Source organism: Paucibacter soli, from assembly GCF_037482845.1.
Classification (GTDB): Bacteria; Pseudomonadota; Gammaproteobacteria; order Burkholderiales; family Burkholderiaceae_C; genus Paucibacter_B; species Paucibacter_B soli.
Genome location: NZ_JBBHJW010000002.1, coordinates 561,120 through 586,356, shown reverse-complemented (window position 1 = coordinate 586,356; position 25,237 = coordinate 561,120). Strand labels below are relative to the sequence as shown.

Sequence of the window (25,237 nt, the reverse complement as noted above, 5' to 3'; positions counted from 1 at the left end):
GGCATGGGCGCCCTACCCCGATTGCGCCTTGCGCTACCATCCCCGTCCATGACGAATGCCGACCCCCAAGAGCTCGCCAAATTCAGCGAGCTGGCCCACCGCTGGTGGGACGCCGAGAGCGAATTCAAGCCCCTGCACCAGATCAACCCGCTGCGTCTGGACTGGATCAACTCGCTGAGCCCACTGGCTGGGCAGAAGGTGCTGGACGTGGGTTGCGGCGGCGGCATCCTGACCGACTCGATGGCGCGCAAGGGCGCGATCGCGCTGGGCATCGACCTCGCCACCAAGCCGCTGCGCGTGGCCCAGCTGCACGCCATGGAGGCCGGCACCGAGAACGTCAGCTACCAGGAGATTGCCGTCGAGGCCCTGGCCGAGCAACGCCCGGGCGAGTTCGACACCGTCACCTGCATGGAGATGCTCGAGCATGTGCCCGACCCCGCCTCGGTGGTGCGCGCCCTGGGCACGCTCGTGAAGCCGGGCGGCTGGGTGTTCCTCTCCACGCTGAACCGCAATCTCAAGGCCTTCATGCTGGCCATCGTCGGCGCCGAATACCTGCTCAAGATGCTGCCGGCCGGCACGCATGAGTACGCGCGTTTCATCAAGCCGGCCGAACTGGCGCAGATGTGCCGCGACGCCGGCCTGGAGCTGCACAGCGCCAAGGGCCTGGGCTACAACCCATTGACCCAGCGCTACAGCATCGGTGGCGACACCGATGTGAACTACATGATCGCCTGCCGCCGCCCGCTATGAGCCTGGAACTGATGGCAGCCGAGCCCTTGCTCGCGCCTTCGCGCCGGCTGCGTGCCGTGCTGTTCGACCTCGACGGCACGCTGATCGACAGCGCCCCCGACCTGGCCGGCGCAGCCAACGAGATGCGCGCCGAGCGCGGGTTGGCGCCGCTGGCCTACGAACTGTTGCGCCCCATGGTGGGCTCGGGCGCGCGCGGCATGTTGGGCATCTCGCTGGAGGTGAGCCCCGCGCACCTGGAGTTCGAGAGCCTCAAGACCGAGTTCCTGGGCCGCTACGAACGCCGCATGCTGCAGCAAACCGCGGTCTTTGCCGACGTGCCGCCCTTGCTGGCGCGCTTGCGCGAGCTCAATCTGCCCTGGGGCATCGTCACCAACAAGGCCGAACGCTTCGCGCTGCCGATGACGCGCGCCCTCGGCCTGGCCGGCGCGGCCGCTGCCGTGGTGGGCGGAGACACCACCCCACATGCCAAGCCGCACCCGGGCTCGCTGCTGGAGGCCGCGCGCCGCATCGGCGTGGCGCCCGAGCATTGCGTCTATGTGGGCGACGACGAGCGCGACATCCTGGCCGGCCGCGCCGCCGGCATGCTCACCGTGGCGGCCTCCTGGGGCTATCTGGGGCATGGCGGCACTGTGGATGCCTGGGGCGCAGATTTCATCATCGATGAACCGCTGGCCCTCTTGAAATTGCTGCAGCAGGCATAATGTGAGACTTCTCTGGGGCCGACTTGGTTTCGACGTGGGTGCGGATCCGGAGTGGGGCATGCCGAGCACCAGTTCGCTCGTAAAACCACTGGAAACAAAGTAACTGCAAACGACTCTACGTTCGCACTCGCTGCTTAATTGCAGTTGAGCTTCTCAACGGCAGGCCAATGGGCCGGGCTCAAGTCGCAAGACGGAAAGCTGAGAAGTCATTCACATTGGCTGGTTCTGCGCCGGGTTACTCGGTTCAGGACGAGATTCAGTGACTGGCGGGAAGGGTAGCGTGCCACTGCGCGACTCTTGCCGTGAGATTCAAATCAGCCGGCTAAGCATGTAGATCTGCCCGGTGATGGCTGACGGACGGGGGTTCAATTCCCCCCGGCTCCACCATCCAGAGCGCCGCAGGCGCACCGGCCGCAAGGCCGGTGGGCGTGCCGCCAAGCAAGACCGAAGAAGGCCCGAATTCGTGAGAGTCCGGGCCTTTTCCTTTGGGCGGGTCGGCCGGCGCGCCGGCGCACGCCGCCTGTCCCTTGCTGCATGGTCACAGGCGGCGGCCGGGTTGAATGCGGCCCGCCCTAGGCCTAGTCTCAAGAGCGATCCAGCCGGCCCCTGCGGGCCCTCTGCATCGCCCCACCCCGCCGCGTTCGAGGCCGCACCCGGGCTTGTGGGCAGCAGCGCGGCCTTTGCCTAACGCATCGAGGAGACTCACATGGCAAGCTATACGGTATTGGCCAACTTCACCGACCAGGGCGTGAAGAGCCTGAAGGAAACCACGCACCGCGCCGAGGCGGTGGAGGCGCTGGGCCGCAAGATGGGGGTGACCGTGAAGAGCATCCAATGGGCGTTCGGCAGCTACGACCTGGTGTGCCAGTTCGAGGCCGCCGACGACCAGACCATCGCCGCCTTTGGTGCCGCTATCGCGATGCAGGGCAATGTGCGCACCCAGACCATACGCACCTTCTCGCGCGATGAGATGAACGCCATCTTGTTGAAGTTGCCGGCTTGAAGCAAGGCGTGAGCGCCCAGAAAGGGCCCTGGCTTGGGCGAGCCAGGGCCCTCGACGCCATTCCTTACAATCCCGCCCCATGCAGTCCGGCCCCATCCTCAATATCTCGTCCTACAAGTTCGTTCTGATCGCCGATGCGCTGGTCTTGCGCGAGGCGCTTTATCAGCGCGCCCTGGCCTTGGGGCTGAAGGGCACGGTGCTGATCGCCGAGGAAGGCATCAACCTGTTCCTGGCCGGCAGCGCTGAAGGCGTGCGCGGCTGGGTCGCGGCCCTGCAGCAGGACGCCCGCTTTGCCGACCTGGCGCCCAAGGAAAGCTGGAGCGAGGCCGTACCCTTCAAGAAGCTGCTGGTCAAGGTCAAGCCCGAGATCATCCGCATGAATATGCCGGCGATCCGCCCCGACCAATTGCCGCGCGCCCCCGCCCTGCCCGCCAAGACGCTGGCGCGCTGGCTTGACCAGGGCCACGACGACGCGGGCCGGCCGGTGGTGACGCTGGACACGCGCAATGCCTTCGAGGTGGACTACGGTACCTTCGATGGTGCGATCGACTGGCGCATCAACAAGTTCACCGAGTTTCCCGCCGCGCTGACCGCGCACCGCGATGAGCTGATGGGCAAGACCGTGGTGAGCTTCTGCACCGGCGGCATACGCTGCGAAAAGGCCGCCATCGTGCTGCAGCAACAGGGCCTGGACGGCCCCGTCTACCAGCTCGAGGGCGGCATCCTCAAGTACTTCGAGGAGACCGGCGGCCCGCATTACCACGGCAGCTGCTTCGTGTTCGACCAGCGCGAGGCGCTCGGCGCCGGCCTGGCGCCCGCCACCGACATCGTGCGGCCGGCCAGCGAAGCCCATCGTGGCTGAATGCGCCTGAACGCCCCGTGAGCGAAGCGCTGAGCAACTGGCTGTTGCGCCTATTGGGCCTGTTGATACTGGCCCTGGCGATCACCGCCGCGGCCTTCCGCGCGCCCGAGCGCAGCTTGGAGAGCCTGGTGGCGCGCTGGGCGCCCCCGCCCTCCGAATTCATGGAACTGCCGCTGGACGGTGGCCAGCAACTGCTGCATTGGCGCGACGAAGGGCCGCGCGGCGACCCCACGCCCATCGTGCTGCTGCACGGCACCTCGGCCAGCCTACATACCTGGGAAGGGTGGGTGAAGACGCTGGCCGCCACGCGCCGCGTCATCACCCTGGACCTGCCCGGTTTCGGCCTCAGCGGCCCGGCCAGCAGCGGTGACTACAGCGACGCCGCCTACCTGCGCATGCTGCTCGCCCTGCTCGACCGGCTGGAACTGCCGCGCGTGGTGCTGGGTGGCAACTCGCTGGGTGGCCAGATCGCCTGGGAATTCGCGGCCCAGCAGCCGCAGCGCGTAGCGGCGTTGCTGCTGGTGGATGCCGGCGGGCTGGCGTTCAAGCCCGAGTCGGTGCCGCTGGGCTTTACGCTCGCGCGCATACCGGGCATGCGCAGCCTGGTGAGCAGCTTTCTGCCGCGCCGCCTGATCGAAAACTCGGTGCGCAATGTCTATGGCGAGCCGGCCATCGTCAAGGCGGAGTTGGTGGACCGTTACTTCGAGCTGACCCTGCGCGAGGGCAACCGCCTGGCCCTCACCCAGCGCTTCGAGCAGATGCGGCCCGGGCAATACGCCGCACGGCTGGGCGACATTCGCCAACCTGCCCTGATACTGTGGGGCCGGCGCGACCGTTTGATCCCGTTGGAATATGGCCAACAGATGAATGCTGCGATCAAGGGCAGCCAGCTCGTGGTCTTTGATACGCTCGGCCACGTGCCGCAGGAAGAAGACCCGGTCGCCACGCTCAAGCCGGTGCAGGCATTTTTGCAATCGCTCAAACCCTGATGTCCGGCGGCACACGGGCATAGCAACATCCACCTTCTTCATCATTTCTCTTTCATTCATCGAGGAGTCGACTACATGCAACGACGTCATCTGATCGCGCTGGCCGCCCTGGCCTCACTGAGCTTCGGTGTCGCCACCGCCCAAGCCCCCGAGTGGAAGAAGATACGCATCGGTGTGGAAGGCGCCTACCCTCCCTTCAGCGAAGTGGGTCCGGACGGCAAGCTCAAGGGCTTTGAGATCGACCTGGCCCTGGCCTATTGCGCCGAAATGAAGGCCGAGTGCGTGCTGGTGCAGCAGGACTTCGACGGCCTGATCCCGGCCCTGCAGGCCAAGAAGATCGACGCCATCATCGCCTCGATGTCCATCACCGACGAGCGCAAGAAGGCGATCGCCTTCTCCAAGCCCTACTACAACACCCCGGCGCGCTTTGCCGCCAAGGCCGATGCCAAGCTGGAGATCAGCGCCGCCGGCCTGAAGGGCAAGAAGATCGGCGTACAGCGCGCCACCATCCACGAGAAGTTCGCCGCCGAGACCTTCAAGCAAAGCGAGATCGTGCGCTACGCCACCCAGGACCAGGTCTTCCTGGACCTGAAGTCGGGCCGCATCGACACCACCGTGGCCGATCTGGTCGCCATCGACCAGGGCTTCATCAAGACCCCGGCCGGCAAGGGCTTCGCCTTCGTGGGTCCCAGCTTCACCGACGTGAAGTACTTCGGCACCGGCTCGGGCGTGGGCATGCGCAAGGCCGACGAGAAGGTCCTGGGCAAGAAGTTCAACGACGCCATTGCCGCCATCCAGGCCAATGGCACGTTCAAGAAGTTGAACGACAAATACTTCGAGTACGACCTGTCTGCCAAGTAAATGTTTCTGCACGGCTTTCTGCCCAGCCTGCTGGATGGAACCCTGGTCACGCTGGGCGTGGCCTTGAGTTCCCTCGGCATCGCCATGGTGCTGGGATTGCTGGGCGCCTTGGCCAAGCTGTCGAAATGGCGCTTGCCCAAGGCCCTGGCCTATGGCTACACCACCCTGATACGCGGCGTACCCGATCTGGTGTTGATGTTGCTCGTCTTCTACGGTGGCCAGGTGGCGGTGAACCGCATCTCCGAACTGATGGGCCGCGATGAAGGCATCGACGTCGATCCCTATCTGGCCGGCGTGCTGACCATCGGTTTCATCTTCGGCGCCTACCTCACCGAAGCCTTTCGGGGCGCGTTTCTCGCGGTGCCTCCGGGTCAGCGTGAAGCGGGGCTGGCCTATGGAATGACGCCCTGGCAGATCGCCTGGCGCATCACCTTCCCACAGATGTTCCGGCATGCGCTGCCGGGCCTCTCGAACAACTGGCTGGTGCTGGTCAAGAGCACCGCCATCGTCTCGGTGATTGGCCTGCACGACCTGATGACGCGCGGCTCGCAGGCCGCCGGCACCACCAAGGAGCCCTTTGTGTTCTACAGCGCCGTGGCGCTGATCTACCTGCTCTTCACCAGCGCCTCCGAGTTGCTGTTCGACTGGCTGCAACAGCGCTTCTCGGTGGGCGTGCGCAAGGGTGTGCTCTGATGGATCTCGACACCATTCTCGAAAACCTGCCGCTCTACCTGAGCGGCGCGCTCACCACCTTCGAGCTGCTGGTGATCTCGCTCACCCTGGGCCTGCTGCTGGCGGTGCCGCTGGCGGTGCTGCGCAGCCTGCCCAACCCCTGGATCTGGCGCCCGGTGTGGTTCTACACCTATGTGTTCCGCGGCACGCCGATGCTGGTGCAGCTGTTCCTGATCTATTACGGTCTGGCGCAGTTCGAATGGGTGCAGCAGAGCGCGCTCTGGCCCTACCTCAGCTCGGCCTGGTTCTGCGCCTGTCTGAGCTTTGTGCTCAACACCTGCGCCTACACGGTGGAGATCATTGCCGGCAGCATCCGTGCCCTGCCGCATGGCGAGATCGAGGCCGCCAAGTCCCTGGGCATGAGCCGCTGGGTGCTGTTCCGCCGCATCGTGCTGCCATCGGCGCTGCGTCGCTCGCTGCCGGCCTATAGCAACGAGGCCATCTTCATGCTGCACGGCACCTCGCTGGCCAGCATCGTCACCATCCTGGACCTGACCGGCGCGGCCCGCCAGGTCAACTCCACCTACTACATGCCCTTCGAGGCCTTCATCAGCGCCGCGGTCTTCTACTTCCTGATGACCCTGGTGCTGGTGGCGCTGTTCCACAAGGCCGAGGCGCGCTGGCTCAAGCCCCTCATGCCGCGCTAGAAAAGTCCCTATGCAAATCCAGAAACATGCGCTGCTCGCGCCCGCCCCCGGCACCCAGCGCGAGCTCGTCTCCCTGCACTACGGCACGCCGGGCAGCGGACAGAATGGTCACAAGAAGGCCTATATCCAGGCCTCGCTGCATGCCGATGAGCTGCCCGGCATGCTCACCGCCCACCATCTGCGCCAGCGGCTCGATGCGCTGGAGGCGGCCGGCCGCCTGCAGGGCGAGATCGTGCTGGTGCCGATGGCCAATCCGATCGGCCTCTCGCAATGGCTGCTGCAAGGCCCGCAGGGCCGCTTCGAGCTGCTCTCGGGCGAGAACTTCAACCGCCATTACCCCGACCAGATCGCCCAGGCCGCGGCCGCGGCCGAGCCCGAGCTGAACCAGGACGCCGCCCACAATGTGCGCGTGCTGCGCCGCGAGCTGCAGAAAGCGGTGGCCGGCGCACCGGTGGCCACCGAGCTGCAGTCGCTGCGCCGCACCCTGATGGCGCTCTCCTGCGATGCCGACATCGTGCTGGACCTGCACTGCGACGCCCAGGCCGTCATGCATCTCTATACCGAGACACCTTGCTGGGAGCAATGCGAGCCACTGCAGCGTTATCTTGGCTCGGCGTTGACGCTCTTGGCCACCGACGCCGGCGACAACCCCTTTGACGAAGCCTGCTCCCAGGTCTGGTGGAAGTGGGACCAGCAGTTCGCCGGCCGCTTCCCCATCCCGCAGGCCTGCCTGGCGGTCACGGTGGAGCTGCGCGGCCAGGTCGATGTGACGCATGAACTGGCCGGCCGCGACGCACAGAACATACTCGACTTCCTGTCCTACCGCGGCCTCATCAGCGGCCTGGTGCCGCCCATGCCCGCGGCGCTGGGCGACGCGCGTCCGCTGGCCGGCTGCATGTCGGTGAAATCGCCGGTGGCGGGCGTGCTGGTGCATCTGCGCGAACCCGGCACGGTGGTCAAACAGGGCGAGGTGATCGCGCATGTGATCGACCCCTTGAGTGCCCGCTGCACCGAGCTGACGGCGCCGGTGGACGGCCTGATGTTCGCGCGCGAAAGCCTGCGCTTCATCACGGCGGGCGCAAGTGCTGCCAAGGTCGCGGGGCGTGAGGCGATGCGCACCGGCAAGCTGTTGGGAGCCTGAACATGACCAGCAGTCTGCGCGTCATCAATCTGCACAAGCGCTATGGCGAGCGCGAGGTGCTCAAGGGCGTCTCGCTCGACACCAAGAAGGGCGATGTGGTCACCCTGATCGGGTCCAGCGGCTCGGGCAAGAGCACCTTTTTGCGCTGCCTGAACCTGCTGGAACAGCCCTGGGAGGGCCAGCTCTTCCTGCGCGACGAGGAGCTCAAGCTGGTGCGCGACCGCGACGGCAGCCTCAAGGCCGCCGACGCCCGCCAGCTGCAGCTCTGGCGCGCCCGGCTGGCGATGGTGTTCCAGAACTTCAACCTCTGGGGCCACCGCACCGTGCTGGAAAACGTCATCGAGGCGCCGGTGCATGTGCTGGGCGTGCCCAAGGTCGAGGCCGTCGAGAAGGCCGAGGCGCTGCTGGCGCGCGTGGGCGTGTCGCACCGCAAGGACGTCTACCCTGCCCAGCTCTCGGGCGGCGAGCAGCAGCGCGTGGCGATTGCGCGCGCGCTGGCGGTGGAACCCGAGGTGATGCTGTTCGACGAGCCCACCTCGGCGCTCGACCCCGAACTGGTGGGCGAGGTGCTGAAGGTGATGCGCGACCTCGCCGCCGAGGGTCGTACCATGATTGTGGTGACCCACGAAATGGGCTTTGCCCGCGAGGTCTCCAACCACACCCTGTTCCTGCACCAGGGTCGGGTCGAGGAGGAAGGCGACCCGCGCGAGGTGCTGGCCCGGCCGCAGAGCGAGCGGCTGAAGGCCTTCCTGAGCGGCGGGCTGAAGTAGCCACGACGGTGGCGCCGCAAGCGCCACTAAGATGCACCGAAGCGACGCAAGGGGTGCAATCATGCGGTGGCTGTGCGGGCTGCTGGTCGGTTTGCTGGCAGGCATTGCCTGCGCCGGCGCGCCGCCGCGCACCCTGGTGCTGGCCGCCGAGGCCTTTCCGCCCCATGTGTTCATGCTGCAAGGCCAGCCGCGCGGCTTCGACTACGAGGTCTGCGAGCAGTTGCTGCGCGCCATGGGCTACCGGACCCGCCTGGAGATCATGCCATGGCGCCGCGCGCTGCTGGAGGCCCGGGCCGGGCGGGTGGACGGCCTGCTGGGTGTGGGGCGCGGCGCGCTGATCGAGCGCGAGAGCTTTCTGGACTTTCCCGACGAACCCTTGTCGGGCACCCGTGCGGCGCTCTACTTTCTGCGCGCCAAGCCTTTTGTCTACGATGGTCTGTTCACCCTGAAGGGCAAATCGGTGGCCGTGCTGCAGGGCCGCAGCTATGCCGCAGACTTCATGGCCGCCCCCTACTTCAGGCGCGAGCCGGCCCTCAACCCTGAGCAAAGCCTGCGCATGCTGTTGGCCGGCCGAGTGGACCTGGCCCTGGTCGATGTGGCCGTGGGTGTCTACCTGAGCGAGCAGCAAGGCCTCACCGAGCGCATCGCGCGCGACGGCGCCACCCTGTCGAGCAGCCGGCTCTACCTCGCCTTCAGCCGACAGAGCGGGCACGACGGCGCATTGAGCCGCGACTTCAGCCGGCGCCTAACTGCCTTCAAGCACAGCCAGGTCTATCTGGAAATTCTGAGCCGCTATGGCCTGAGTCCCGAGATGGTGAAGGCGCCGGAACCATGATGATCAAGAAGCTCAGCAAGCCGATGGCCTGCCTTCTCTGCTGGGCCGGCGCGGCCGCCATGGAGTCGCCTGCACAGGCCGAGGACCTGCCGCGCCAGCAGCAGGCGGCCATTGCCAAATGGCTGCCCGAATTTCAGCCCAGCACCCTGAGCCCGGCTGCGCAAAAGGCCGAGCTGGAATGGTTTGCGCGCGCCGCCGCACCGTTTCGCGGACAGGGCATCCGGGTGCTGTCCGAAATCATCGACACCCATGTCTACGAGTCGCGCGTGCTGGCACGCGCCTTCGCCGACATCACCGGCATCACGGTCAGCCATGAGACCTGGCCCGAGGGCGATGTGGTGCGCCAACTCAAGGCCCAGATGGAGGGCGGTGCTGCGCGCTACGACGGCTTTGTGAGCGACAGCGACCTCATCGGCACCCATATGCGCATGGACAAGACCCTGATCCTGAGCGACTGGATGCGTGGCGCCGGCCGCGCCGTGACCCTGCCCACGCTGGACCTGAAGGACTTCATCGGACTGGCCTTCACCACCTCGCCCAGCGGCGACCTTTACCAGTTGCCCGACCAGCAGTTCGCCAACCTCTACTGGTTTCGCCACGACTGGTTCAGCCGCACCGATCTGCAGGCACGCTTTGCGCAGATCTATGGCTATGCCCTGGGCGTACCGCTGAACTGGTCGGCCTACGAGGACATTGCAGAGTTCTTCACCCGGCATGTGAAGGAGCTGGATGGTCAGCCGGTGTGGGGCCATATGGACTATGGCAAGCGCGACCCCTCGCTGGGCTGGCGTTTCACCGACGCCTGGCTGTCCATGGCGGGCCAGGGCAGCCCGGGCTATCCGAACGGCGTGCCGGTGGACGAGTGGGGCATCCGGGTGGACGGTTGCCGGCCGGTGGGCGCCTCGGTGGCACGCGGCGGCGGCACCAACAGCCCGGCCGCCGTCTACGCGCTCGATCGCTATCTGCATTGGCTCAGGAACTATGCCCCGCCCGAGGCCACCGCGATGGACTTCAACCAGGCCGGCCCCATCCCCGGTCAGGGTCGGATCGCCCAGCAGATCTTCTGGTACACCGCCTTCACCGCGGCCATGTCCAAACCGGGGCTGCCGGTGAATCATCCGGACGGCAGACCCAAGTGGCGTGTCGCGCCCTCGCCGCATGGGGCGTATTGGGAGCCCGGCATGCAACGCGGCTACCAGGATGTGGGCGCCTGGACCCTGTTGAAGGCAAGCCCGCTGCCAAAGCTTCAGATGGCCTGGCTGTATGCGCAGTTCACCGTGGCCAAGACGGTGTCGCTGAAGAAGAGCATCACCGGCCTGACCTTTGTGCGCGAGTCCGACATCCGCTCCGAAGCCATGAGCCACCTCGCGCCACGCCTGGGCGGCCTGGTGGAGTTCTACCGCAGCCCCTCGCGCATCTACTGGACCCCGACCGGCCCGAATGTGCCCGACTACCCCACCATGGCCGAGCTCTGGTGGCAACACATCGGCGATGCCAGCAGCGGCAAGCGCAGCCCGCAGCAGACCATGGACGCACTTGCCGAGGCCATGGACCGGGTGCTGCTGAATCTGCAGAACCGCGGCATGGCCAGCTGCGCGCCGCAATTGGCCGCCAAGCGCGATCCCGCCTACTGGCTGGGGCGGCCGGATGGTCCCAAGCGGCGCCTGGCCCAGGAGAAACCGCCGGGCCGCACCATCGCCTACGAGCAGTTGCTGCGGCTGTGGAAGGACGGCGGCGACAGCAAATAGTGGGGCGGTGCGGCCGTCTCAGGGCTGCGCAGTAGCTGCAAGCCGCCGGCGCCGCAGCGCCAGCAGGCTCAGGCCGGCCAGCATCAGCACCAGGCTTGAAGACTCGGGAACGGCGCTCAGCACATCGCCGTCGCGCACCGCCAGTGCCGAGTACTCGGCGCTCTTGTTCCACACCGCCTGGTTGCCGTTGTAGGCATAGAAGTACCAGGCCAGGTCCTGGTTGGCCGCACCCGGCACGCCGCTGCCAGACCAGTAGACAAAGGTCTGCTGGCCGGTGAAGGGTCCGGTATTTTTCTGCTGCCAATCCGGCGGGGCGATGCAGACGTCATTGCCCAGGGCGGTGGGTTCGCAAGAGCCCTTGTTGCCCAGCGTCACGTAGTACAGATGCCCCATCTCGGAGGCCTTGCCCCAACCCCGGCCGGTGGCCGCCACGCCCACATCGGTGCTGCCGTTATTGGTCTGACCGTACTGGAAGAAGCTGCCGTTCACCGGCGTCACCTTGGGCAGGCGCCAGTTGTCGTAGCCATAGAGCTTGCTGGCGTTGAGGCCGGCAATCCAGCTCTGCGCGCGCGCCCAGCTCACCTTGCCGTCGGCATCAAAGCCGGAATGCGTGATAAAGCCCAGATCGGCCAACCAGGTGATCTTGAGTTCGGTGTCGTAATAGGCCTCGAAGCCGGCCTGCGAGGGGTCCAGATCGCGCCCCTGCAGGCTGGCCTGCGCACCCAGCGCCGCCAGGGCCAGGCAGGCGCCCAGACCGTGCTTCACCATGGCCGCAGCATGGCCAGTTTGCTTATTCTTGTACATGGTTCCTCCACAATGCAGCGCGCATGCTAACGCAGAGCATTGCCGGCAAGCCCCGGGGCTTGCCCCAGGGCAGCGAATGCGATCAGCCCACCTTCGAGCGTCTGCGTCCGACCAGGCCGACAAGGCCCAAGCCCGCCAGCATCAGCAGGTAGCTCTGTGGCTCGGGCACCGCCGCCGCCACGCTGGCGATGCTGCCGGCAGGCAAGCTCAGACTCAGGCTGGAGGGCGACAGACCGCTGGGCGGCGTCAGCTCGATCTGGAACAGGCTGCAGTTGTCGCCAAGCGCGGCATTGCATCCCGGGCGACCCAGATAGCTGCTCTGGTCGGCCGCAAGCAGCCCGACCGAGAAGGTCGTGCCCACCTGGCCTGGCGTACTGGCGAAGGCACCGTCAAAGCTCACGTCGAAGCTGATCTTGCCGCCCAGGTTGAGCGCGTGGAACAGGTCGTTGAACTGCAGGGCATTGCTGAGCGTGATGCCGCCGGCCAGATTGCCGCTGCCGCCGACGAGCTCGAAGTCGCTGCCGAATGCACCGCTGAAATGCGTCAGCGTGGCCGTCGCCCCCGGCGCCGGCAAGCTGCCGGGATTGAACTGGATGTCGAGCCAGCCACCGCCGGCCAGGCCGGTGGTGTCGATCACGGCGTGGTAGCTGGTGGTGGCCGCGCTGGCGATGGCGCTGGCGCCTGCCATCGCCAGCACCAGCAGCGTGTGGCGCAAGGCCGATAAGGAAGTCTTGCCAATCATGATGTGCTGTCCTTAGAACGAACCGGAGTAGATCTTGCTGCCGTAGCCGATGGCAATCTTGTTCGGATTGCCGAAGCTGACCGGCACGCTGACGCTGGCCCCCACCGCCAGCTTGCCCGTCGTGGCGGTGAGATAGGGCGAGCCGTCGTGGCTGCCGCTGGCATTGAACAGACTCACGCCCGCGGGCAGGCCGTCGAGCTGCAGCTGCAGCGGGCCGGCCAATGCTTCGCTACCCGTATTGGTGAGCGTGACCGTGCCGTTGAAGCGCTGGGTGGCGCGGTTCAACACCAGACCCGAGCTCTGCACGCGCACCGCGCTGCTGACGTCGATGGCGTTCGCCACCAAGAAGCCCACGCCGGCCGAGGCGCCAGCATTGCCGGCAGCGTCATAGGCCATGGCCACCAGCGTGTGGCTGCCGTTGGCGAGCGATTTGGAATCCAGCTTGAGCGCATAGGGTGCCTGGCTGCTGCTGCCCTTGAGCTGACCGTCCACGCTGAATTCGACCCGCGTCACACCGACGTTATCACTGGCCTCGGCGGCGAGCGTGATCTGCCCGCTGCCGCCGCCGACCGAGGCGCTGACTTGCGGCGCCACGGTGTCGGCCACCTGCTTGACCCAGATCGGCGCCGACCAGAGGATCTTGCCGTCGGTCTGCGTGACCTTGGCGTAGTAGAAATGCTCGCCCAGCGTGGGCGTGAAGTTGTTGACCGCCGAGCTCGAGAACTCCGTGACCGTGCCGTTGCGCTTGGGCACGCCCTCGTAGATCTTCACCGTCGCGGCCGCCTTGCCGGCGCCGGGCGCATAGTTGGCAAGCAGGTTGAGCGGTCCTGCATTGGTGAAGGTCTCGCCCATCAGATGACCGTTGGCGGTCAGCACCAGTTGCGAGCTCTTGTCCATGGTGGCAAAGACGCGACGCGCCTTCAGCGCCTCGATGAAGGCGTCCTTGCTCAGGGGCACGCCGTTCGGGATCAGGATGCCGGTGCGATTGGTGGAGGACGCACCCCAGTTGGCGCAGTGGTTGTCCTGGTTGGTTGAAAAAGCCACCTTGAAGCCGGCCTCCAGCGCCTTTTTGCAGGCCCCCTCATAGCCGCTGTTGCCGTTGTCGGACTCGTTGGTGGTGTTGGAGAAGGCGGGCGTATTCATCACCTCGCACAGGGCCATCGCCTTCTCGCCATCGTCGGTATGGCCCAGCGCCACGCCGTTCACCAGGTACTGGCCGCTGCTGGACGGATGATTGAACTGCCCCACCCAGCCACGCTGCGCCATCAAGGTGTAGAGCTTGTCGGCGATGTTCTTCTCGGTATAGGTATCGGCCAGCAGCTCGTTCTTGGCGTTGTATTCCCAGCCCAGCAGCTCGTTGGCATTGAAGATGTTGAGGTGGCCACCGCCGCTGATGGTGCCCCACTCCATGCCGTACACACCCAGGAAGTTCGGGTTGGCGGCATTAAAGGCGGCGGCCTCGGCCAGACCGGCCTTGTACAGGTCCTTGGCATAGCTGGGGGTCTGGGCGGCGTTGGTGCCGGTCGAGCCGTCGAACATATGGTTGTGCTCGGAGGTCACCAGGATGTCGAGGCCGCGCTGCATCGCATACAGATAGGCTTCCTTCGGGCCACGCGCCATGTTCGACTGCGGCGGGTTCTCGCCGGTGCAGGCGCCGATGATGCCGCCACCGTCGCTGTGCCCCGTCTGGCTGTGCAGGTTGCCCAGGTAGACCGTATACGGCAGGCCATTGCTTGTCGGCGCGGCCAGTGCCTTGCGCTGACCCAGCCTGGCGCTGGCTGCGGCCTTGCTGCTGGACGTGGCCAGCGGCTTGAAGGCCGGCATGGGCAGCGGCGTGAGCACGCCCACATGCATGTCCCAGGCCTGCTCAATCACTTCGGCACCGGGGGCATTCAGGCTGGCCTCGACGAAATCCTCCATCAGGCCCACGCTGGGCAGCTGACCATGCGCGTCGGCCGAGCTGGCATGCAGGCGAACCTGGTAGACGCCATCGGCCGCAGCCATGCCATTTTGCCGGCCGGCCCAATCGACCTGCACCGCGATCTCGCCCTTGACCAGGGTCTCCACCCCATACCAGCGCTGCACCAGGGCGCCGGCTGGGTCCAGCAACTCCAGGCGCCAGGAGACGGTCTGGGTACGTTCCACCTGTGGGTACTCGAAGCGCAGCGTGAAGCTGCGTGCCTCGGCGATGGCCGTGGCATCGGCGCGATAGGGCACATGCAGGGTGGCTTCGAACTCCTGGTGATCGGGGCTGATGGCGCCGCCGATGGCCAGGCCCGCGGCCGAGAGCGCGGCCAGCAGCACGATGGCGCGAGGTACGAGTTTGAGCGAGTGGCTAGGCATGGTTGTGATGGTCATTCCGGCTAGAGAGCGAGATGGTCGGACGGAGCCGCATGCCCGCACAGGCAGGCATGCCAGCTCGTCGGGCTATCAGTTCGAACGGCGGCGGCGGGCCACAAAGCCCACCATGCCCAGGCCGGCCAGCAACAGCGCGTAGCTGCTGGGTTCGGGCACCGCCGGAGCGATCACGTTCAGGCTGAGGTTGTCGATGGCCAGGCCATGGTCATTGCCGGCGTCGTTGTTCTCTGCCCAGCGCACCCACAGCGTGCTGCCTGCCGCCCAATTCGTGTTCACCACGCCGCCACGCGCCGCCTGCAGCCCCGCGGCATTGCCGTCTACCTTTGCGGCGGTGATGGTGGCCACCGGCGAGGTCCAGTCAAAGCTGCCGCCGGGGGTGACCCAGTTGGACACCGTGGCGAAACTCGCGCCGAAGCCATACTGCAGCACCATGCTTTGGGCCGTGGCGTTGCCACCGTTGCGCCACTGTTCGCCATCGAAGCCGATCTTGAAGCCGCTCAGATCATGTCCGGTGGCATTGTTGAAGGCCACGGCGATCCAGCCCGACAGCGAGCCCGAACCGACCCCGCCCAGCGCGCGCTCGCTCGACGCTGCCGCACCGAAGCTGCGGAACTTGCCTGCATTGCTGGCACCGTCGTCCGCCAGATAGGCGGAGGCGGCGCTCAGATTGGTGTTGAACAAGCTCCAGCCGGCCAGCGTGGAGTCATTCGCCCAGGCGTTGGCGCTGCCGGTGCTTGCCAGCGAGTCGAACGACTGGCTGTAGCTAAAGGCATTGCTGCCCACGCTGATGGCGGCCTGTGCCGGTGCCAGCACGAGCATGGCCGCCGCGAAAGCAGACATCGCGCCCAGCGAGGTGGTGGATTTGAAGTTCAGCATAAGGATCCCTCGGTCGGTTGGAACACAAGACTCGGACGCCACAGGTCGGGCTCAGCCCTCCAGTCGCGCTCGCAAACGTTTGGCAATTGCACAAAAACGTTTGCGCATCCAGGAAAAAATGTGGGCAGTCAAAGCATGGTGCTCGGCTACCCGGTGCTGTGCGAACAGACTGCAATTCGCACGGCAAAACAGTCAGCGGGACGAATGGAACACACGCGTCGGCTGCCGCTTCGCTGCGGGCGAGCATAGCGACTCGACGCCTGTTTGAGCGTGTCAGTTCCGTGACTTGGCGCTTGTTCCCCGCAGGTAAGGGGGCGCGCAAACCCTGACGCCATGCGAACATGAAGCTGCATGGAATGGCCTGCGCGCCAAGCTGGGACCAGCGCTCGCTCAGAACTCGTATTCGGCCTGCAGGCGCAAGGTGGTGCGCGGTGAGGCCTGGTTCAGGCCGAACAAGAGGCCGGCGTTGTACTTGATGGCCTGGTGCGCGCCCACGCGGACCTTGCCAAACAGCGCCGGGCCGGCCACATGGCTTTGCTCGGCCGCAGGGGCCCAATGGCGCCAGGCGCCGAGTTCACCAAAGCCCTGCAGGCCGTACTCCAGCTCGGGCTGCCAGCGCTGCTTGAGCTGCCATTGGTAGCTCAGCTGCGTGCCCTGGCCTTCGCTGACGCGGACATGCTTGCCCCACAGCAGGTTCAGATTAGCCTGCAGGCTGCTGCTCAGGTCGGCCTGGAGCAGCGGGCCCCAGCGCAGCTCATAGCCCTCGCTGCGGTCCTTGGGGCGCTCGATCTCGAGCAGAAAACCCAGGTCCACCGGGTACTTGCCGGTTTCGGTCAGCTGGAACTTGTTCTCCCACTCCCAGGCGTCAAAGCCAAACTTCTCGCCGGCTTCCTTGTGCCAGAGCACATAGAACTCGCTGAACCAGCGGCTGTTCACGCCCCAGCCGAAGCCCAGCGAATACTTGCTTTCACGCTCGCCGTCACGCGACTTGGCGGTACCGGCCTTGAAGTCGATCTCGCGCTCGCCTTCTTCGACGATAGGGGTCAGCACATAGTCCGACGGGCCCGCCTTCACCAGGCTGGGCGCACAGAGAGTGGAAATGGCAAGGGCAGCCAAGGCCCCTGCCCGCAGGGCAGATTGCATCATCATGAGTCCTAGGGGATTGAAAGAGAGAGAGAAGTCAGAGGCGGCTGGCGGCGCGACTCAAGGCGCCGCAGCGGCGCGCAGTTGCAGCGCCTTGCTGCCGGCATAGATCAGCGCCAGCACGGCCAGATAGGAGGCCAGCTGGGCGCCCGAGGGCTGGGCGTCATAGCCCACCAAGGCATGTGCCAGCGTGCCCAGCGAGGAATCCGGCGCCAGCCAGGACGACGAATCCCACAGCGGCGTGACCCAGACCTCCAGCAGGCCCGCCTGGCTGAGGGCGCGCGCCAGCTGGCTGGCGATGGAGCCTGCCAGCAGGGCGATCAAGTAATTGGTTACGGCAAACAAGCGCCGCGCCGGGATTCTGGCCAGGCCGGCATACATGATGAAACCCAGCAAGGCACCGAGCACCAGGCCCAGCAGGGACGACAGCAGCACCTGCTGCGTCGACGCCGCGGCATCGCCGGTGACCGAGCCGGCCACGAACAACACCGTCTCGGCGCCCTCTCGCAGCACCGCCAGCGCCACCGCCACCAGCAAGGGCCAGGGCCGCCCCTGCCGCTGCTGCACCGACTCGCCGAGCTGACGCGCCTCGGCCGCGAACTCGCGGCTATGGAAGCTCACCCAGATGCAATGCCACAACAACATCAGCAGCGCCAGCGACAGCACGCCGACATTGACCAGGTCCTGACCGAGCCCGTCGAACAGGCCGCTGATGCGCTCGGCCAGCAGCGCCAGCAACACCGCGCCCAGCACCCCCAGCGCCACGCCGGCGCCCAGCCAGCGCGTGCGGCCCGCCATCTGGCGCGTGGCCGCTGCCACGATGCCCACGAACAGGGCAGCTTCCAACGACTCACGAAACACGATCAGGGTAGCCGAGAACATGGTCTTCGCCGCCTACTCGGCCACCACGGTGCCCTTGGCCGTGCCGGGGTTGTACTCGCCAAAGAAACCATATTGGCCAGGCTTGAGCGGCCCGATATAGATGGTCGCCTTGGCCCCGCCCGGGATGACCTTCTCGCGGTTCAGGCTGTGGCTCTCGAACTCTTCGGGCGTGCTGTCCTGGTTGTGCACCACCAGCTTCACGCGCTGACCCGCCGGCACCTTGAGCTCGGCGGGTTCGAAGCGATGGTTCTTGATGACCAGCAGCAGCTCGGGGTCGGCCGCCTGTGCCGGCGAGCCCACGATGGCCAGAGCCAGCAGGAAGGGAGTCAGGAAGCGAGCAGGCAGCATGGTTGGCGTTGCGGTGGCAGTCAGTGATGCGCTTGATTTTAATGCGATTGATTCGCATTGAGTTCAGCAATGCCTGCAAGCTTGCCGCAGATCAAAGTGCTGCCTTCACCGCCGCCACATAGCGCTCGCTCACGGCCACCCGCGCCCCGTCGCGCAGCGTCAGCTCGTAGCTGCCGCTGGCCAGGCTCTGCAAGGACTGCATCTGCTCGCGGCGCACGATGCTGCCGCGATGCACGCGCAGAAACACCGCCGGGTCGAGATGCTGTTCCAGCCGCGCCATCGGGGCGCGCAGCAGCAGCTCGCGGCCGGCCAGGTGCAGCGCCGCGTAATTGCCCTGGGCCTCGATGCGCAGCACCTCGTCCAGCGACACGACCTCGATACGCCCCACCGAGCGGATGCTGACCGTGCTCCAGTACGGGCGGACCGGGCTGCGCTGCGAATCCTCGACATAGCTGCGCAGCGCGCCGGCAAAAGCGCTCTGCTGGCGCAGCCGCACCATCTGCTCGACATGGGCCAGCGCCTTTTCCAGCCGCCGGCGGCTGAAGGGCTTGAGGATGTAGTCGAGCGCGTGCAGATCAAAGGCCTCGATCGCATGCGCATCGAAGGCGGTGACGAAGACGATCCAGGGCGGCCGCTCCAGGCCGGCAAGCGCACGCGCCAGATCCAGGCCCGAGCCATGCGGCATGCGGATGTCCAGGAACACCACCTCGATCTCGGGCTGCGCGCGCAGCGCCTCCAGTGCGGCCGCCATGCTGGGCGCCTGGGCCAGCACCTGCCAGCGCGGCTGCTCGGCCAGTGCCAGGCAGAGATTGCGCCGGCCGAGCTCCTCGTCGTCGACGACGAGGGCGGCTATCGTGCGGGCAGAGCTTGTCATAGGGCGCTGCCGGCCGCTAATTCGATGCAAACCTCGAAACTTGTGGCGGTCTCGTCGGTCTCCAGCAGCGCCGCTGAACCATACATCAAGGCCAGCCGCTCGCGGGCATGCGCGAGGCCCAGGCCCAGGCCGGCATTGGCCGGGCCGCGCTCGCCCAGCGTGTTGCGGACGCGCATGCGCAGCCGCGCGCCGTCGAGTTCGAAGTGCAGCGTCAGCCGGGTCGTGCCGGCATGCCGGTCCAGATCGTGGCGCAGCGCGTTCTCGATCAGCGGCTGCAGCAGCAAGGGCGGCACTTCGATGCGCTCGACCTCCGGGCTGAGGCCCTCGAAGGCGACCTGCAGCCGCGCGCCATAACGCAACTGTTGCAGGTCCAGGTAGTCCTGGCAGAAGGCGATCTCGTCGCCCAGGCAGACGGCATCCTGGGCACTGGCCTTCAAGGCATAGCGCAGCAGCGCGCTCAGGCTGGCAATGCCCTCCAGCGCCACCGGCTGCTCGTTGCTGCGCACCAGCGCGCTGATGCTGTTGAGCGCATTGAAGATGAAATGCGGCTCCAGCTGCTGGCGCATGCCCTGCAGGCGTTGCCGCTCCAGCGCCAGTTCCAGCACCAGATTGGCCTCGCGCGAGGCCTGCAGCTCGGCGGCACGCTGCTGACCCAGCCGCCAGATATGGATGGCCATCACCACCGCATAAGTGCCGCTGAACCAGGCGAACTCGAGAAACCAGGTGAAGTTGTCACGCTGCAGCACATAGGCGATCAGGCCCTGCCCGCCGCCGCGCGCCAGCCAGCCCGGTAGCGCGGTGTAGGCCATGTGCAGCGGAAAGAAAAGCAGCGCCAGCGCCGCATACAGCACAGCGATGGCGCGCCCGCCGGTGAAGCGCTCGCCGCTGCGCGGCAGCAGCAGCATCAGGGCCACGCTCAGCACGAATAGCGGCACATGCGCATTCAGCCAGGCGCGCCAGACGCGCGGGAAGTCGGCGGCGCCGCCGCTCAGCACGCCGTCGCGGTAGTCGCCCGCCGCGCCCAGGCTGCAGATCAGGCCCCAGACCAGCAGGTTCACCAGCAGCACGCGCAGGACCGTGGCTGGCGCGGCGCGCGCGGCCATCGTCGAGGCGGGGGCTTGCTGTAGCGAAGGCATGGCTTTGGAACGGCTTGGGGGCGCAGGCCACATGATCGCTCAAGCCCAAACGCATTCGCATCACGCCCGACCGCACTCGTACCACAGGCCTCGATTGCTCGGCGCCACCTGCCCATACTGCCGCCATCCCTTAGCACCCGGCCGCCCCGGCCCCCTCGTCTCATGCGCCTGCTTCGTGACCTCTTTGACTGGCCCCGCCGCGGCCTGCTGATGCTGGCGCTGGCCGCCACCTTGCCCGCCGCCCAGGCCGCCGCGCCCATGGCCAAAACCCAGGCGCCAGGCTTTTACCGCCTGATGGTGGGCGAGCTGGAAGTGACCGCGCTGCTGGATGCCAACGACCCTTGGCCCGAGGCCATCGACGAGCTGTTTCCGGCCCTCAGCGCCGAGCAGAAGACGAGCCTGCGCCAGCGCACCCAGGCGCAGCCCGGTAATGATTTCTCCACCATCGCCTTTCTGGTCAACACCGGCAAGAAGCTGATCCTGATCGACGCCGGCGGCCGCGGCAGCAGCATGGCCGGCTACGGCCAGCTGTTCGGCAACCTGAAGGCAGCCGGCTATGCGCCGGAGCAGGTGGACGATGTCTACATCACCCATATGCACCCCGACCATGTCTTCGGCCTGGCCGAGGGCGAGCAGCGCGCCTTCCCCAATGCCGTGGTACATGCCGACGCCCATGAGCTGCCGCAATGGCAGGTCGCCGCGGCCAAGGGCAACAAGACGGCGCAGGCCATCGTGGCCAAGCTCGCACCCTATATCGCCGCCAAGCGCTACCAGCCCTTTGACGGCGACACCCGCTTCTCGCCCGAGCTGCGCGCCGTGGCCCGCTACGGCCATACCGAGGGCCACAGCTTCTACATCATCGAGAGCCGCGGCCAGCGCCTGCAGTTCTGGGGCGACTTCGTCGTCAACGACAAGGTGCAGTTCGAGCTGCCCGACGCCGTGCCCCCGGGCGAGAAGGACGCCGCCCAGGGCATCGCCATGCGCCGCCAGGAATACGCCGCCGCCGCACACAGCGGTGAGCTGATTGCCGGCGCGCATTTTTCCTTCCCCGGCATAGGCCGGCTGCGTTCGCTGGGGCCCAACTACATCTGGGTGCCCGTTGACTACGCCGCCATGCCCTCCCCCACCAAACCCTGAACCGCATGAAGCCCATCACCATGGCCTTGCAGATCAACGGCCAGATGCAACGCGTCCAGGCCCCTGCCGGCAAGCCCCTGCTCTGGCTGCTGCGTGAAGACCTGGCACTGACCGGCACCAAGTTCGGCTGCGGCGCCGCCCAATGCGGCGCCTGCACCGTGCACATCGACGGCGTGGCCACGCGCTGCTGCCTGCTGCCCTTCGAGGCACTGCAAGGCAAGCGCATCACCACCATCGAGGCGCTGGACCAGAGCCGCATCGGCCGTGCGCTGCAGAAGGCCTGGCTCGCCGAGCAGGTGCCGCAATGCGGCTACTGCCAGAGCGGCATGCTGATGGCCGCCGCCGCCCTGCTGGCCGAGCAGCCCCGGCCCAGCGAGGCCCAGATCAAGGCGGCGATGAGCAATCTCTGCCGCTGCGGCACCTACCCGCGCGTCAAGGCCGCCATCACCCGCGCCGCTGCTGCGCTGCAGGACGGGAGCGCGACATGAGCCCGGCCAACCCCGCCCGCCGCGCGCTGCTGCTGCACTCCAGCCTTGCCGCCGGCCTGTGGACGCTGGGCCTCGCGCCCAGCGCAGCGCAAGCGCCCTCCCCGGCCATCGATGCCCAGCCCGGCTTCGGCATCTGGCTGCGCTTTGACGCACAGGGCGGCCTCACCCTGCTCAGCTATGTGGCCGAACTCGGCCAGGGCACGCACAGCGCCGTGCAGCTGATGGCCGCCGAGGAACTGGACCTGCCGCTGGCGCGGGTGCGCGTCGAGCAGGCGCCGGTCGAGGCGCGCTATTTCAGCCCCAGGCTGAAGGACTACGCCAGCTTCGGCAGCTTCGGCAGCTCGCTGTCCTGGCGCGAGATCGGCGGCCTGTGCGCCAGCGCGCGCGCCATGCTGGTGCAGGCCGCGGCCGTGCGCTGGGGCGTGGCCGCGGCGGACTGCCGCACCACCCCTGACGCTGGCGAGGGTCAGGTCTTGCATCCCGATGGCCGCCAGCGCCTGCCCTATGCCGCGCTCCTGGCCGAGGCCGCCGCGCTGACGCCGCCCAAGGACGCGCCGCGCAAGCCCGCCGCCGCGCGCCGCCTGGTCGGCCAGGAGGGGGCGCAGCGCATCGACCTGCCGGCCAAGGTGAACGGCAGCGCCCGCTTCGGCATCGACGCGCGCCGCCCCGGCATGCTTTACGCCACGCTGATCCATGCGCCCCGCTTCGGCGCCGAGTTGCTTGGCGTGGACGAACGGCCGGCCAAGGCCATGCCCGGCGTGCGCGGCATCGTGCGCCTGCCCGGCGCCTTGGCCGCACTTGCCGTCGTCGCCGACAGCTACTGGACCGCGCGCCAGGCGCTGCAGGCCTTGCAGCCGCGCTGGAGCGCCGGCCCGCATGCCGGCACCGACAGCGAGGCCCTGCGTGCCGAGCTGCTGGCCGCCGCCGCCCGCGGCGAAGGCAAGCCTTTTGATCAGCGCGACGAGCCGCGCATAGACGCGGCCGCGGTGGCTCAGGCGATGAGCCAGGCCACAAGGGTGCTGGACATCAGCTACGACGTGCCCTTCCTGGCCCACGCGACGATGGAGCCGATGAATGCGCTGGCCGAGGTCGGCCCGAGCGGCGCCGCGCTGTGGCTCTCCACCCAGAGCGCCGGCGACACCCAGCGCGGCGTGGCCAGGGCATTGGGGCTCAAACCCGAGCAGGTGCAGATCAACCCGCTGCTGGCCGGCGGCGGCTTTGGCCGCCGGCTCGAACATGGCTTTGCCGTGCAGGCCGCGCTGATCGCCAGGCAATTCAAAGGGCGGCCGGTGCAGCTGATCTGGTCGCGCGAGACCGATATGCAGGCCGGCGGCTATCGCCCCGCCGCCGCCGCCCGCGTGCGGCTGGCGCTCGACGACCAAGGCTGGCCGCAGGCGCTGCGGGTGGACGCCGCCAACCCCTCGCTGCTGGAATACAGCGGCCTGAGCAACGGCGAGCCGAGCGCGGACTTCGACTGGTCGGTCGGCATGGGCTGGACGCGGCACGACTACGAGGTGGGCCCCATGCAGCTGGGCTGGAGCCGCGTCGACGCCGGCGTGCCCTGCGGCTACTGGCGCTCGGTCGGCGCCTCGCAAAACACCTTCTTCTTCGAGTGCAGCATCGACCGTGCCGCCGCGCTGGCCGGCATCGACCCCTTGGCCTACCGGTTGCGCCTGCTGGACAAGAAGCCCCACACCCAGGCGCTGCTGCGCGCGCTGGCCGAGCGCGCCGGCTGGGGCCAGGTCTTGCCCCAGGGGCAATTCCAGGGCATGGCACTGAGCTGCGGCAACGCCGCGCGCAGCGCCCATATCGTGCAGGTCTCGGTGCCCGCGCCGGGGCGCTTTCGCATCGAGCGCATCACCGCGGCGGTCGATGTCGGCATGGTCATCAACCCCGACGCCGTGCGCGCCCAGCTGATGGGCGGCACCCTGTTCGGCCTCAGCGCCGCCCTGGCCGGCGAGATCACGCTCAAGAACGGCCAGGTGCAGCAAGCCAGTTTCGACAGCTACCCGCTGGTGACGCTGGCCCAGACCCCGCCCATTGATCTGGTGCTGCTCGGCAGCGGCGAGGCGCCGCGCGGCGTGGGTGAGGAAGGCCCGGCCTCGATAGGCCCGGCGCTGGCGAATGCGCTGTTTGCGGCCAGCGGAAAAGACCCGGCCAGGGCGATCACGCGCTTGCCGCTCACGCGAGCGGGATGGGTGATGGAGGGGTGAAGGATTCAGTCCGGCATTGAAAGCGCGACGGGGCCTGGTGGTGGAACGGTGTTGATGGCGAGTATGTCGACGCTCCTCAAGGCATGCGGGTCGGGAGAGAATCGCTGCCTAGACTGCACCTGATCGGACAGACTGTCTGTCCCAATCTACTGCTCGTGCCGTCAAACTGCTCATGACCGACGCTCCTCAATGCACGACCTTGCCGCAATGGCCCCACGCCTATCCGGCCAGCGGCGCCAGCGCCACGCTGAAACACCTCAACGAGGACTTCATCGTGACCGAACTGCCGCTGCAGCAGCCCTCCGGTGCGGGCGAACACATCTGGGTGGAGATCGAAAAGAACGGCGCCAACACCGCCTTCGTCGCCCAGCAGCTGGCCGAGGCCGCCGGCGTGCAGGAATGGGACGTGGGCTACGCCGGCCTCAAGGACCGCTATGCCATCACCCGTCAGTGGTTCAGCATCTACCGGCCGAAAGGCGAGACGCCCGACCTGACCCAGCTTCAGCACCCCGAATTCAAGATCCTGGGCCAGAGCCGCCATGTGAAGAAGCTGCGCCCCGGTGATCTGCAGGGCAACCGATTCCGCATCGTGCTACGCGAGGTGAGCGGCGATCGTGCCGCCATCGAGGCCAATCTGAAGGCCGTCGCGGCACATGGCGTGCCCAACTACTTCGGCGCTCAGCGTTTCGGCTTTGAGGGCGCCAACGTCGAACAGGGCCGGGCCATGCTGGCGCGTGAAATCCGCGTGCGCAACCCGAAGAAGAAGGGCATCTACCTGTCGGCGGTGCGCTCCTTTGTCTTCAATGAAGTGCTGGCGCTGCGAATTCAGCAGGGACTCTGGGGCAAGACCCTGCCCGGCGACTTGATGGACGCGGCGGGCCGACCCACCGGACCGCTCTGGGGACGGGGCCGCGTGAGCACCACCGATCAAGCGCAGGCCCTGGAATTGGGCGTGGCAGAACGGCACGCCAGCTTGTGCGACGGCATGGAACACGCCGGTCTGGATCAGGAACGCCGCGCCCTGGTGGCAAGCCCGGTGGAGATGTCATGGGAGTGGCCGCAAGCCGATCAGCTGGTGCTCACCTTTGCTTTGCCCGCCGGGAATTACGCCACGTCCGTGCTGAACGAAATCCTCCGCACCACGGAACCCGACCGGCACACGGATAAGGAGTCTGCCGCCCCCGATCCTGGCTGAGG

At 67.1% G+C, this 25,237-nt stretch carries 25 protein-coding genes and 1 other RNA gene; 17 read left to right on the top strand and 9 right to left on the bottom strand.

Translation table 11 applies throughout. The annotated features are described in order from the left end of the window. Positions 1 to 48 precede the first annotated feature (48 nt). The 13 genes from ubiG to WG898_RS07330 all read left to right on the top strand — a co-directional run bounded on the left by ubiG (position 49) and on the right by WG898_RS07330 (position 11,039). Positions 49 to 750 (top strand): bifunctional 2-polyprenyl-6-hydroxyphenol methylase/3-demethylubiquinol 3-O-methyltransferase UbiG, encoded by a 702-nt coding sequence (gene ubiG / locus WG898_RS07390; RefSeq protein WP_339602109.1) that lies wholly within the window; start codon positions 49 to 51, stop codon positions 748 to 750. 11 nt (positions 751 to 761) lie between these two features. Next, positions 762 to 1,451, top strand: a complete 690-nt coding sequence (locus tag WG898_RS07385; RefSeq protein ID WP_339602108.1) for an HAD family hydrolase — start codon at positions 762 to 764, stop codon at positions 1,449 to 1,451. A gap of 14 nt (positions 1,452 to 1,465) precedes the next feature. Continuing rightward, positions 1,466 to 1,838, top strand: a transfer-messenger RNA (tmRNA) gene (gene ssrA / locus WG898_RS07380). 319 nt (positions 1,839 to 2,157) lie between these two features. Beyond that, complete coding sequence (locus WG898_RS07375; protein WP_339602107.1) at positions 2,158 to 2,454, top strand: GYD domain-containing protein; 297 nt, start codon at positions 2,158 to 2,160, stop codon at positions 2,452 to 2,454. 79 nt (positions 2,455 to 2,533) lie between these two features. Then, on the top strand, positions 2,534 to 3,316 hold the full coding sequence (locus tag WG898_RS07370) for a sulfurtransferase (protein ID WP_339602106.1): 783 nt from the start codon (positions 2,534 to 2,536) through the stop codon (positions 3,314 to 3,316). Between the two features lie 17 nt (positions 3,317 to 3,333). Then, positions 3,334 to 4,305, top strand: a complete 972-nt coding sequence (locus tag WG898_RS07365; RefSeq protein WP_339602105.1) for an alpha/beta fold hydrolase — start codon at positions 3,334 to 3,336, stop codon at positions 4,303 to 4,305. 75 nt (positions 4,306 to 4,380) lie between these two features. After that, positions 4,381 to 5,166, top strand: coding sequence for an L-arginine-binding protein AotJ (gene aotJ / locus WG898_RS07360; protein WP_339602104.1), 786 nt, complete (start codon positions 4,381 to 4,383; stop codon positions 5,164 to 5,166). Next, positions 5,167 to 5,859 (top strand): ABC transporter permease, encoded by a 693-nt coding sequence (locus tag WG898_RS07355; protein WP_339602103.1) that lies wholly within the window; start codon positions 5,167 to 5,169, stop codon positions 5,857 to 5,859. After that, positions 5,859 to 6,545 carry an ABC transporter permease gene (locus WG898_RS07350; RefSeq protein WP_339602102.1) on the top strand — a complete coding sequence of 229 codons (687 nt, stop codon included), beginning with the start codon at positions 5,859 to 5,861 and terminating at the stop codon, positions 6,543 to 6,545. The genes WG898_RS07355 and WG898_RS07350 overlap by 1 nt, the downstream gene beginning before the upstream one ends. Before the next feature lie 10 nt (positions 6,546 to 6,555). Then, the gene (locus tag WG898_RS07345) at positions 6,556 to 7,686 is read left to right on the top strand and encodes a succinylglutamate desuccinylase/aspartoacylase family protein (protein WP_339602101.1); all 1,131 of its coding nucleotides are present in this window, start codon (positions 6,556 to 6,558) and stop codon (positions 7,684 to 7,686) included. A 2-nt stretch (positions 7,687 to 7,688) separates the two neighbouring features. Then, a complete protein-coding gene (locus tag WG898_RS07340; protein WP_339602100.1) occupies positions 7,689 to 8,456 on the top strand; it encodes an ABC transporter ATP-binding protein in 768 nt (255 codons plus the stop codon). 61 nt (positions 8,457 to 8,517) lie between these two features. Further along, positions 8,518 to 9,291 (top strand): transporter substrate-binding domain-containing protein, encoded by a 774-nt coding sequence (locus WG898_RS07335; RefSeq protein WP_339602099.1) that lies wholly within the window; start codon positions 8,518 to 8,520, stop codon positions 9,289 to 9,291. 59 nt (positions 9,292 to 9,350) lie between these two features. Beyond that, positions 9,351 to 11,039, top strand: a complete 1,689-nt coding sequence (locus WG898_RS07330) for an ABC transporter substrate-binding protein (protein WP_339602261.1) — start codon at positions 9,351 to 9,353, stop codon at positions 11,037 to 11,039. Between the two features lie 18 nt (positions 11,040 to 11,057). Here the strand turns inward: WG898_RS07330 and WG898_RS07325 are convergent, their stop codons facing one another. The 9 genes from WG898_RS07325 to WG898_RS07285 form a co-directional block, all read right to left on the bottom strand. Further along, positions 11,058 to 11,843, bottom strand: a complete 786-nt coding sequence (locus WG898_RS07325) for an Lcl domain-containing protein (protein WP_339602098.1) — start codon at positions 11,841 to 11,843, stop codon at positions 11,058 to 11,060. 82 nt (positions 11,844 to 11,925) lie between these two features. Continuing rightward, entirely contained in the window at positions 11,926 to 12,585 is a 660-nt protein-coding gene (locus WG898_RS07320; protein ID WP_339602097.1) for an NF038129 family PEP-CTERM protein, read from the bottom strand. 12 nt (positions 12,586 to 12,597) lie between these two features. Further along, positions 12,598 to 14,928 (bottom strand): CehA/McbA family metallohydrolase, encoded by a 2,331-nt coding sequence (locus tag WG898_RS07315; RefSeq protein ID WP_339602096.1) that lies wholly within the window; start codon positions 14,926 to 14,928, stop codon positions 12,598 to 12,600. Between the two features lie 87 nt (positions 14,929 to 15,015). Then, positions 15,016 to 15,819, bottom strand: a complete 804-nt coding sequence (locus tag WG898_RS07310; RefSeq protein WP_339602095.1) for a PEP-CTERM sorting domain-containing protein — start codon at positions 15,817 to 15,819, stop codon at positions 15,016 to 15,018. A gap of 390 nt (positions 15,820 to 16,209) precedes the next feature. Continuing rightward, entirely contained in the window at positions 16,210 to 16,968 is a 759-nt protein-coding gene (locus WG898_RS07305) for a hypothetical protein (RefSeq protein WP_339602094.1), read from the bottom strand. A gap of 54 nt (positions 16,969 to 17,022) precedes the next feature. Continuing rightward, entirely contained in the window at positions 17,023 to 17,844 is an 822-nt protein-coding gene (locus tag WG898_RS07300) for an FTR1 family iron permease (RefSeq protein WP_339602093.1), read from the bottom strand. A gap of 12 nt (positions 17,845 to 17,856) precedes the next feature. Next, complete coding sequence (locus tag WG898_RS07295) at positions 17,857 to 18,192, bottom strand: cupredoxin domain-containing protein (protein WP_339602092.1); 336 nt, start codon at positions 18,190 to 18,192, stop codon at positions 17,857 to 17,859. A 91-nt stretch (positions 18,193 to 18,283) separates the two neighbouring features. Continuing rightward, a complete protein-coding gene (locus tag WG898_RS07290) occupies positions 18,284 to 19,066 on the bottom strand; it encodes a LytR/AlgR family response regulator transcription factor (RefSeq protein ID WP_339602091.1) in 783 nt (260 codons plus the stop codon). Continuing rightward, positions 19,063 to 20,202: a sensor histidine kinase gene (locus WG898_RS07285; RefSeq protein WP_339602090.1), complete on the bottom strand. Its 1,140-nt coding sequence runs from the start codon at positions 20,200 to 20,202 to the stop codon at positions 19,063 to 19,065. The genes WG898_RS07290 and WG898_RS07285 overlap by 4 nt, the downstream gene beginning before the upstream one ends. Positions 20,203 to 20,364: 162 nt before the next feature. On the opposite strand from WG898_RS07285, the gene WG898_RS07280 reads away from it, so the two are divergent. The 4 genes from WG898_RS07280 to truD all read left to right on the top strand — a co-directional run bounded on the left by WG898_RS07280 (position 20,365) and on the right by truD (position 25,235). Next, positions 20,365 to 21,339 carry an MBL fold metallo-hydrolase gene (locus WG898_RS07280; RefSeq protein WP_339602089.1) on the top strand — a complete coding sequence of 325 codons (975 nt, stop codon included), beginning with the start codon at positions 20,365 to 20,367 and terminating at the stop codon, positions 21,337 to 21,339. A 20-nt stretch (positions 21,340 to 21,359) separates the two neighbouring features. Then, positions 21,360 to 21,827 (top strand): (2Fe-2S)-binding protein, encoded by a 468-nt coding sequence (locus WG898_RS07275; RefSeq protein ID WP_339602260.1) that lies wholly within the window; start codon positions 21,360 to 21,362, stop codon positions 21,825 to 21,827. Next, positions 21,824 to 24,040 (top strand): xanthine dehydrogenase family protein molybdopterin-binding subunit, encoded by a 2,217-nt coding sequence (locus tag WG898_RS07270; RefSeq protein ID WP_339602088.1) that lies wholly within the window; start codon positions 21,824 to 21,826, stop codon positions 24,038 to 24,040. The genes WG898_RS07275 and WG898_RS07270 overlap by 4 nt, the downstream gene beginning before the upstream one ends. A gap of 172 nt (positions 24,041 to 24,212) precedes the next feature. Beyond that, the gene (gene truD / locus WG898_RS07265) at positions 24,213 to 25,235 is read left to right on the top strand and encodes a tRNA pseudouridine(13) synthase TruD (protein WP_339602087.1); all 1,023 of its coding nucleotides are present in this window, start codon (positions 24,213 to 24,215) and stop codon (positions 25,233 to 25,235) included. Positions 25,236 to 25,237 lie beyond the last annotated feature (2 nt).

Excerpts from the sequence above, each read along its gene's own strand:
- ubiG (WP_339602109.1), top strand. The coding sequence starts at position 49 with ATGACGAATGCCGACCCCCAAGAGCTCGCCAAATTCAGCGAGCTGGCC.
- WG898_RS07385 (WP_339602108.1), top strand. The coding sequence starts at position 762 with ATGGCAGCCGAGCCCTTGCTCGCGCCTTCGCGCCGGCTGCGTGCCGTG.
- WG898_RS07375 (WP_339602107.1), top strand. The coding sequence starts at position 2,158 with ATGGCAAGCTATACGGTATTGGCCAACTTCACCGACCAGGGCGTGAAG.
- WG898_RS07370 (WP_339602106.1), top strand. The coding sequence starts at position 2,534 with ATGCAGTCCGGCCCCATCCTCAATATCTCGTCCTACAAGTTCGTTCTG.
- aotJ (WP_339602104.1), top strand. The coding sequence starts at position 4,381 with ATGCAACGACGTCATCTGATCGCGCTGGCCGCCCTGGCCTCACTGAGC.
- WG898_RS07355 (WP_339602103.1), top strand. The coding sequence starts at position 5,167 with ATGTTTCTGCACGGCTTTCTGCCCAGCCTGCTGGATGGAACCCTGGTC.
- WG898_RS07350 (WP_339602102.1), top strand. The coding sequence starts at position 5,859 with ATGGATCTCGACACCATTCTCGAAAACCTGCCGCTCTACCTGAGCGGC.
- WG898_RS07345 (WP_339602101.1), top strand. The coding sequence starts at position 6,556 with ATGCAAATCCAGAAACATGCGCTGCTCGCGCCCGCCCCCGGCACCCAG.
- WG898_RS07340 (WP_339602100.1), top strand. The coding sequence starts at position 7,689 with ATGACCAGCAGTCTGCGCGTCATCAATCTGCACAAGCGCTATGGCGAG.
- WG898_RS07335 (WP_339602099.1), top strand. The coding sequence starts at position 8,518 with ATGCGGTGGCTGTGCGGGCTGCTGGTCGGTTTGCTGGCAGGCATTGCC.
- WG898_RS07330 (WP_339602261.1), top strand. The coding sequence starts at position 9,351 with ATGGAGTCGCCTGCACAGGCCGAGGACCTGCCGCGCCAGCAGCAGGCG.
- WG898_RS07325 (WP_339602098.1), bottom strand. The coding sequence starts at position 11,843 with ATGTACAAGAATAAGCAAACTGGCCATGCTGCGGCCATGGTGAAGCAC.
- WG898_RS07320 (WP_339602097.1), bottom strand. The coding sequence starts at position 12,585 with ATGATTGGCAAGACTTCCTTATCGGCCTTGCGCCACACGCTGCTGGTG.
- WG898_RS07315 (WP_339602096.1), bottom strand. The coding sequence starts at position 14,928 with ATGCCTAGCCACTCGCTCAAACTCGTACCTCGCGCCATCGTGCTGCTG.
- WG898_RS07310 (WP_339602095.1), bottom strand. The coding sequence starts at position 15,819 with ATGCTGAACTTCAAATCCACCACCTCGCTGGGCGCGATGTCTGCTTTC.
- WG898_RS07305 (WP_339602094.1), bottom strand. The coding sequence starts at position 16,968 with ATGATGATGCAATCTGCCCTGCGGGCAGGGGCCTTGGCTGCCCTTGCC.
- WG898_RS07300 (WP_339602093.1), bottom strand. The coding sequence starts at position 17,844 with ATGTTCTCGGCTACCCTGATCGTGTTTCGTGAGTCGTTGGAAGCTGCC.
- WG898_RS07295 (WP_339602092.1), bottom strand. The coding sequence starts at position 18,192 with ATGCTGCCTGCTCGCTTCCTGACTCCCTTCCTGCTGGCTCTGGCCATC.
- WG898_RS07290 (WP_339602091.1), bottom strand. The coding sequence starts at position 19,066 with ATGACAAGCTCTGCCCGCACGATAGCCGCCCTCGTCGTCGACGACGAG.
- WG898_RS07285 (WP_339602090.1), bottom strand. The coding sequence starts at position 20,202 with ATGCCTTCGCTACAGCAAGCCCCCGCCTCGACGATGGCCGCGCGCGCC.
- WG898_RS07280 (WP_339602089.1), top strand. The coding sequence starts at position 20,365 with ATGCGCCTGCTTCGTGACCTCTTTGACTGGCCCCGCCGCGGCCTGCTG.
- WG898_RS07275 (WP_339602260.1), top strand. The coding sequence starts at position 21,360 with ATGGCCTTGCAGATCAACGGCCAGATGCAACGCGTCCAGGCCCCTGCC.
- WG898_RS07270 (WP_339602088.1), top strand. The coding sequence starts at position 21,824 with ATGAGCCCGGCCAACCCCGCCCGCCGCGCGCTGCTGCTGCACTCCAGC.
- truD (WP_339602087.1), top strand. The coding sequence starts at position 24,213 with ATGACCGACGCTCCTCAATGCACGACCTTGCCGCAATGGCCCCACGCC.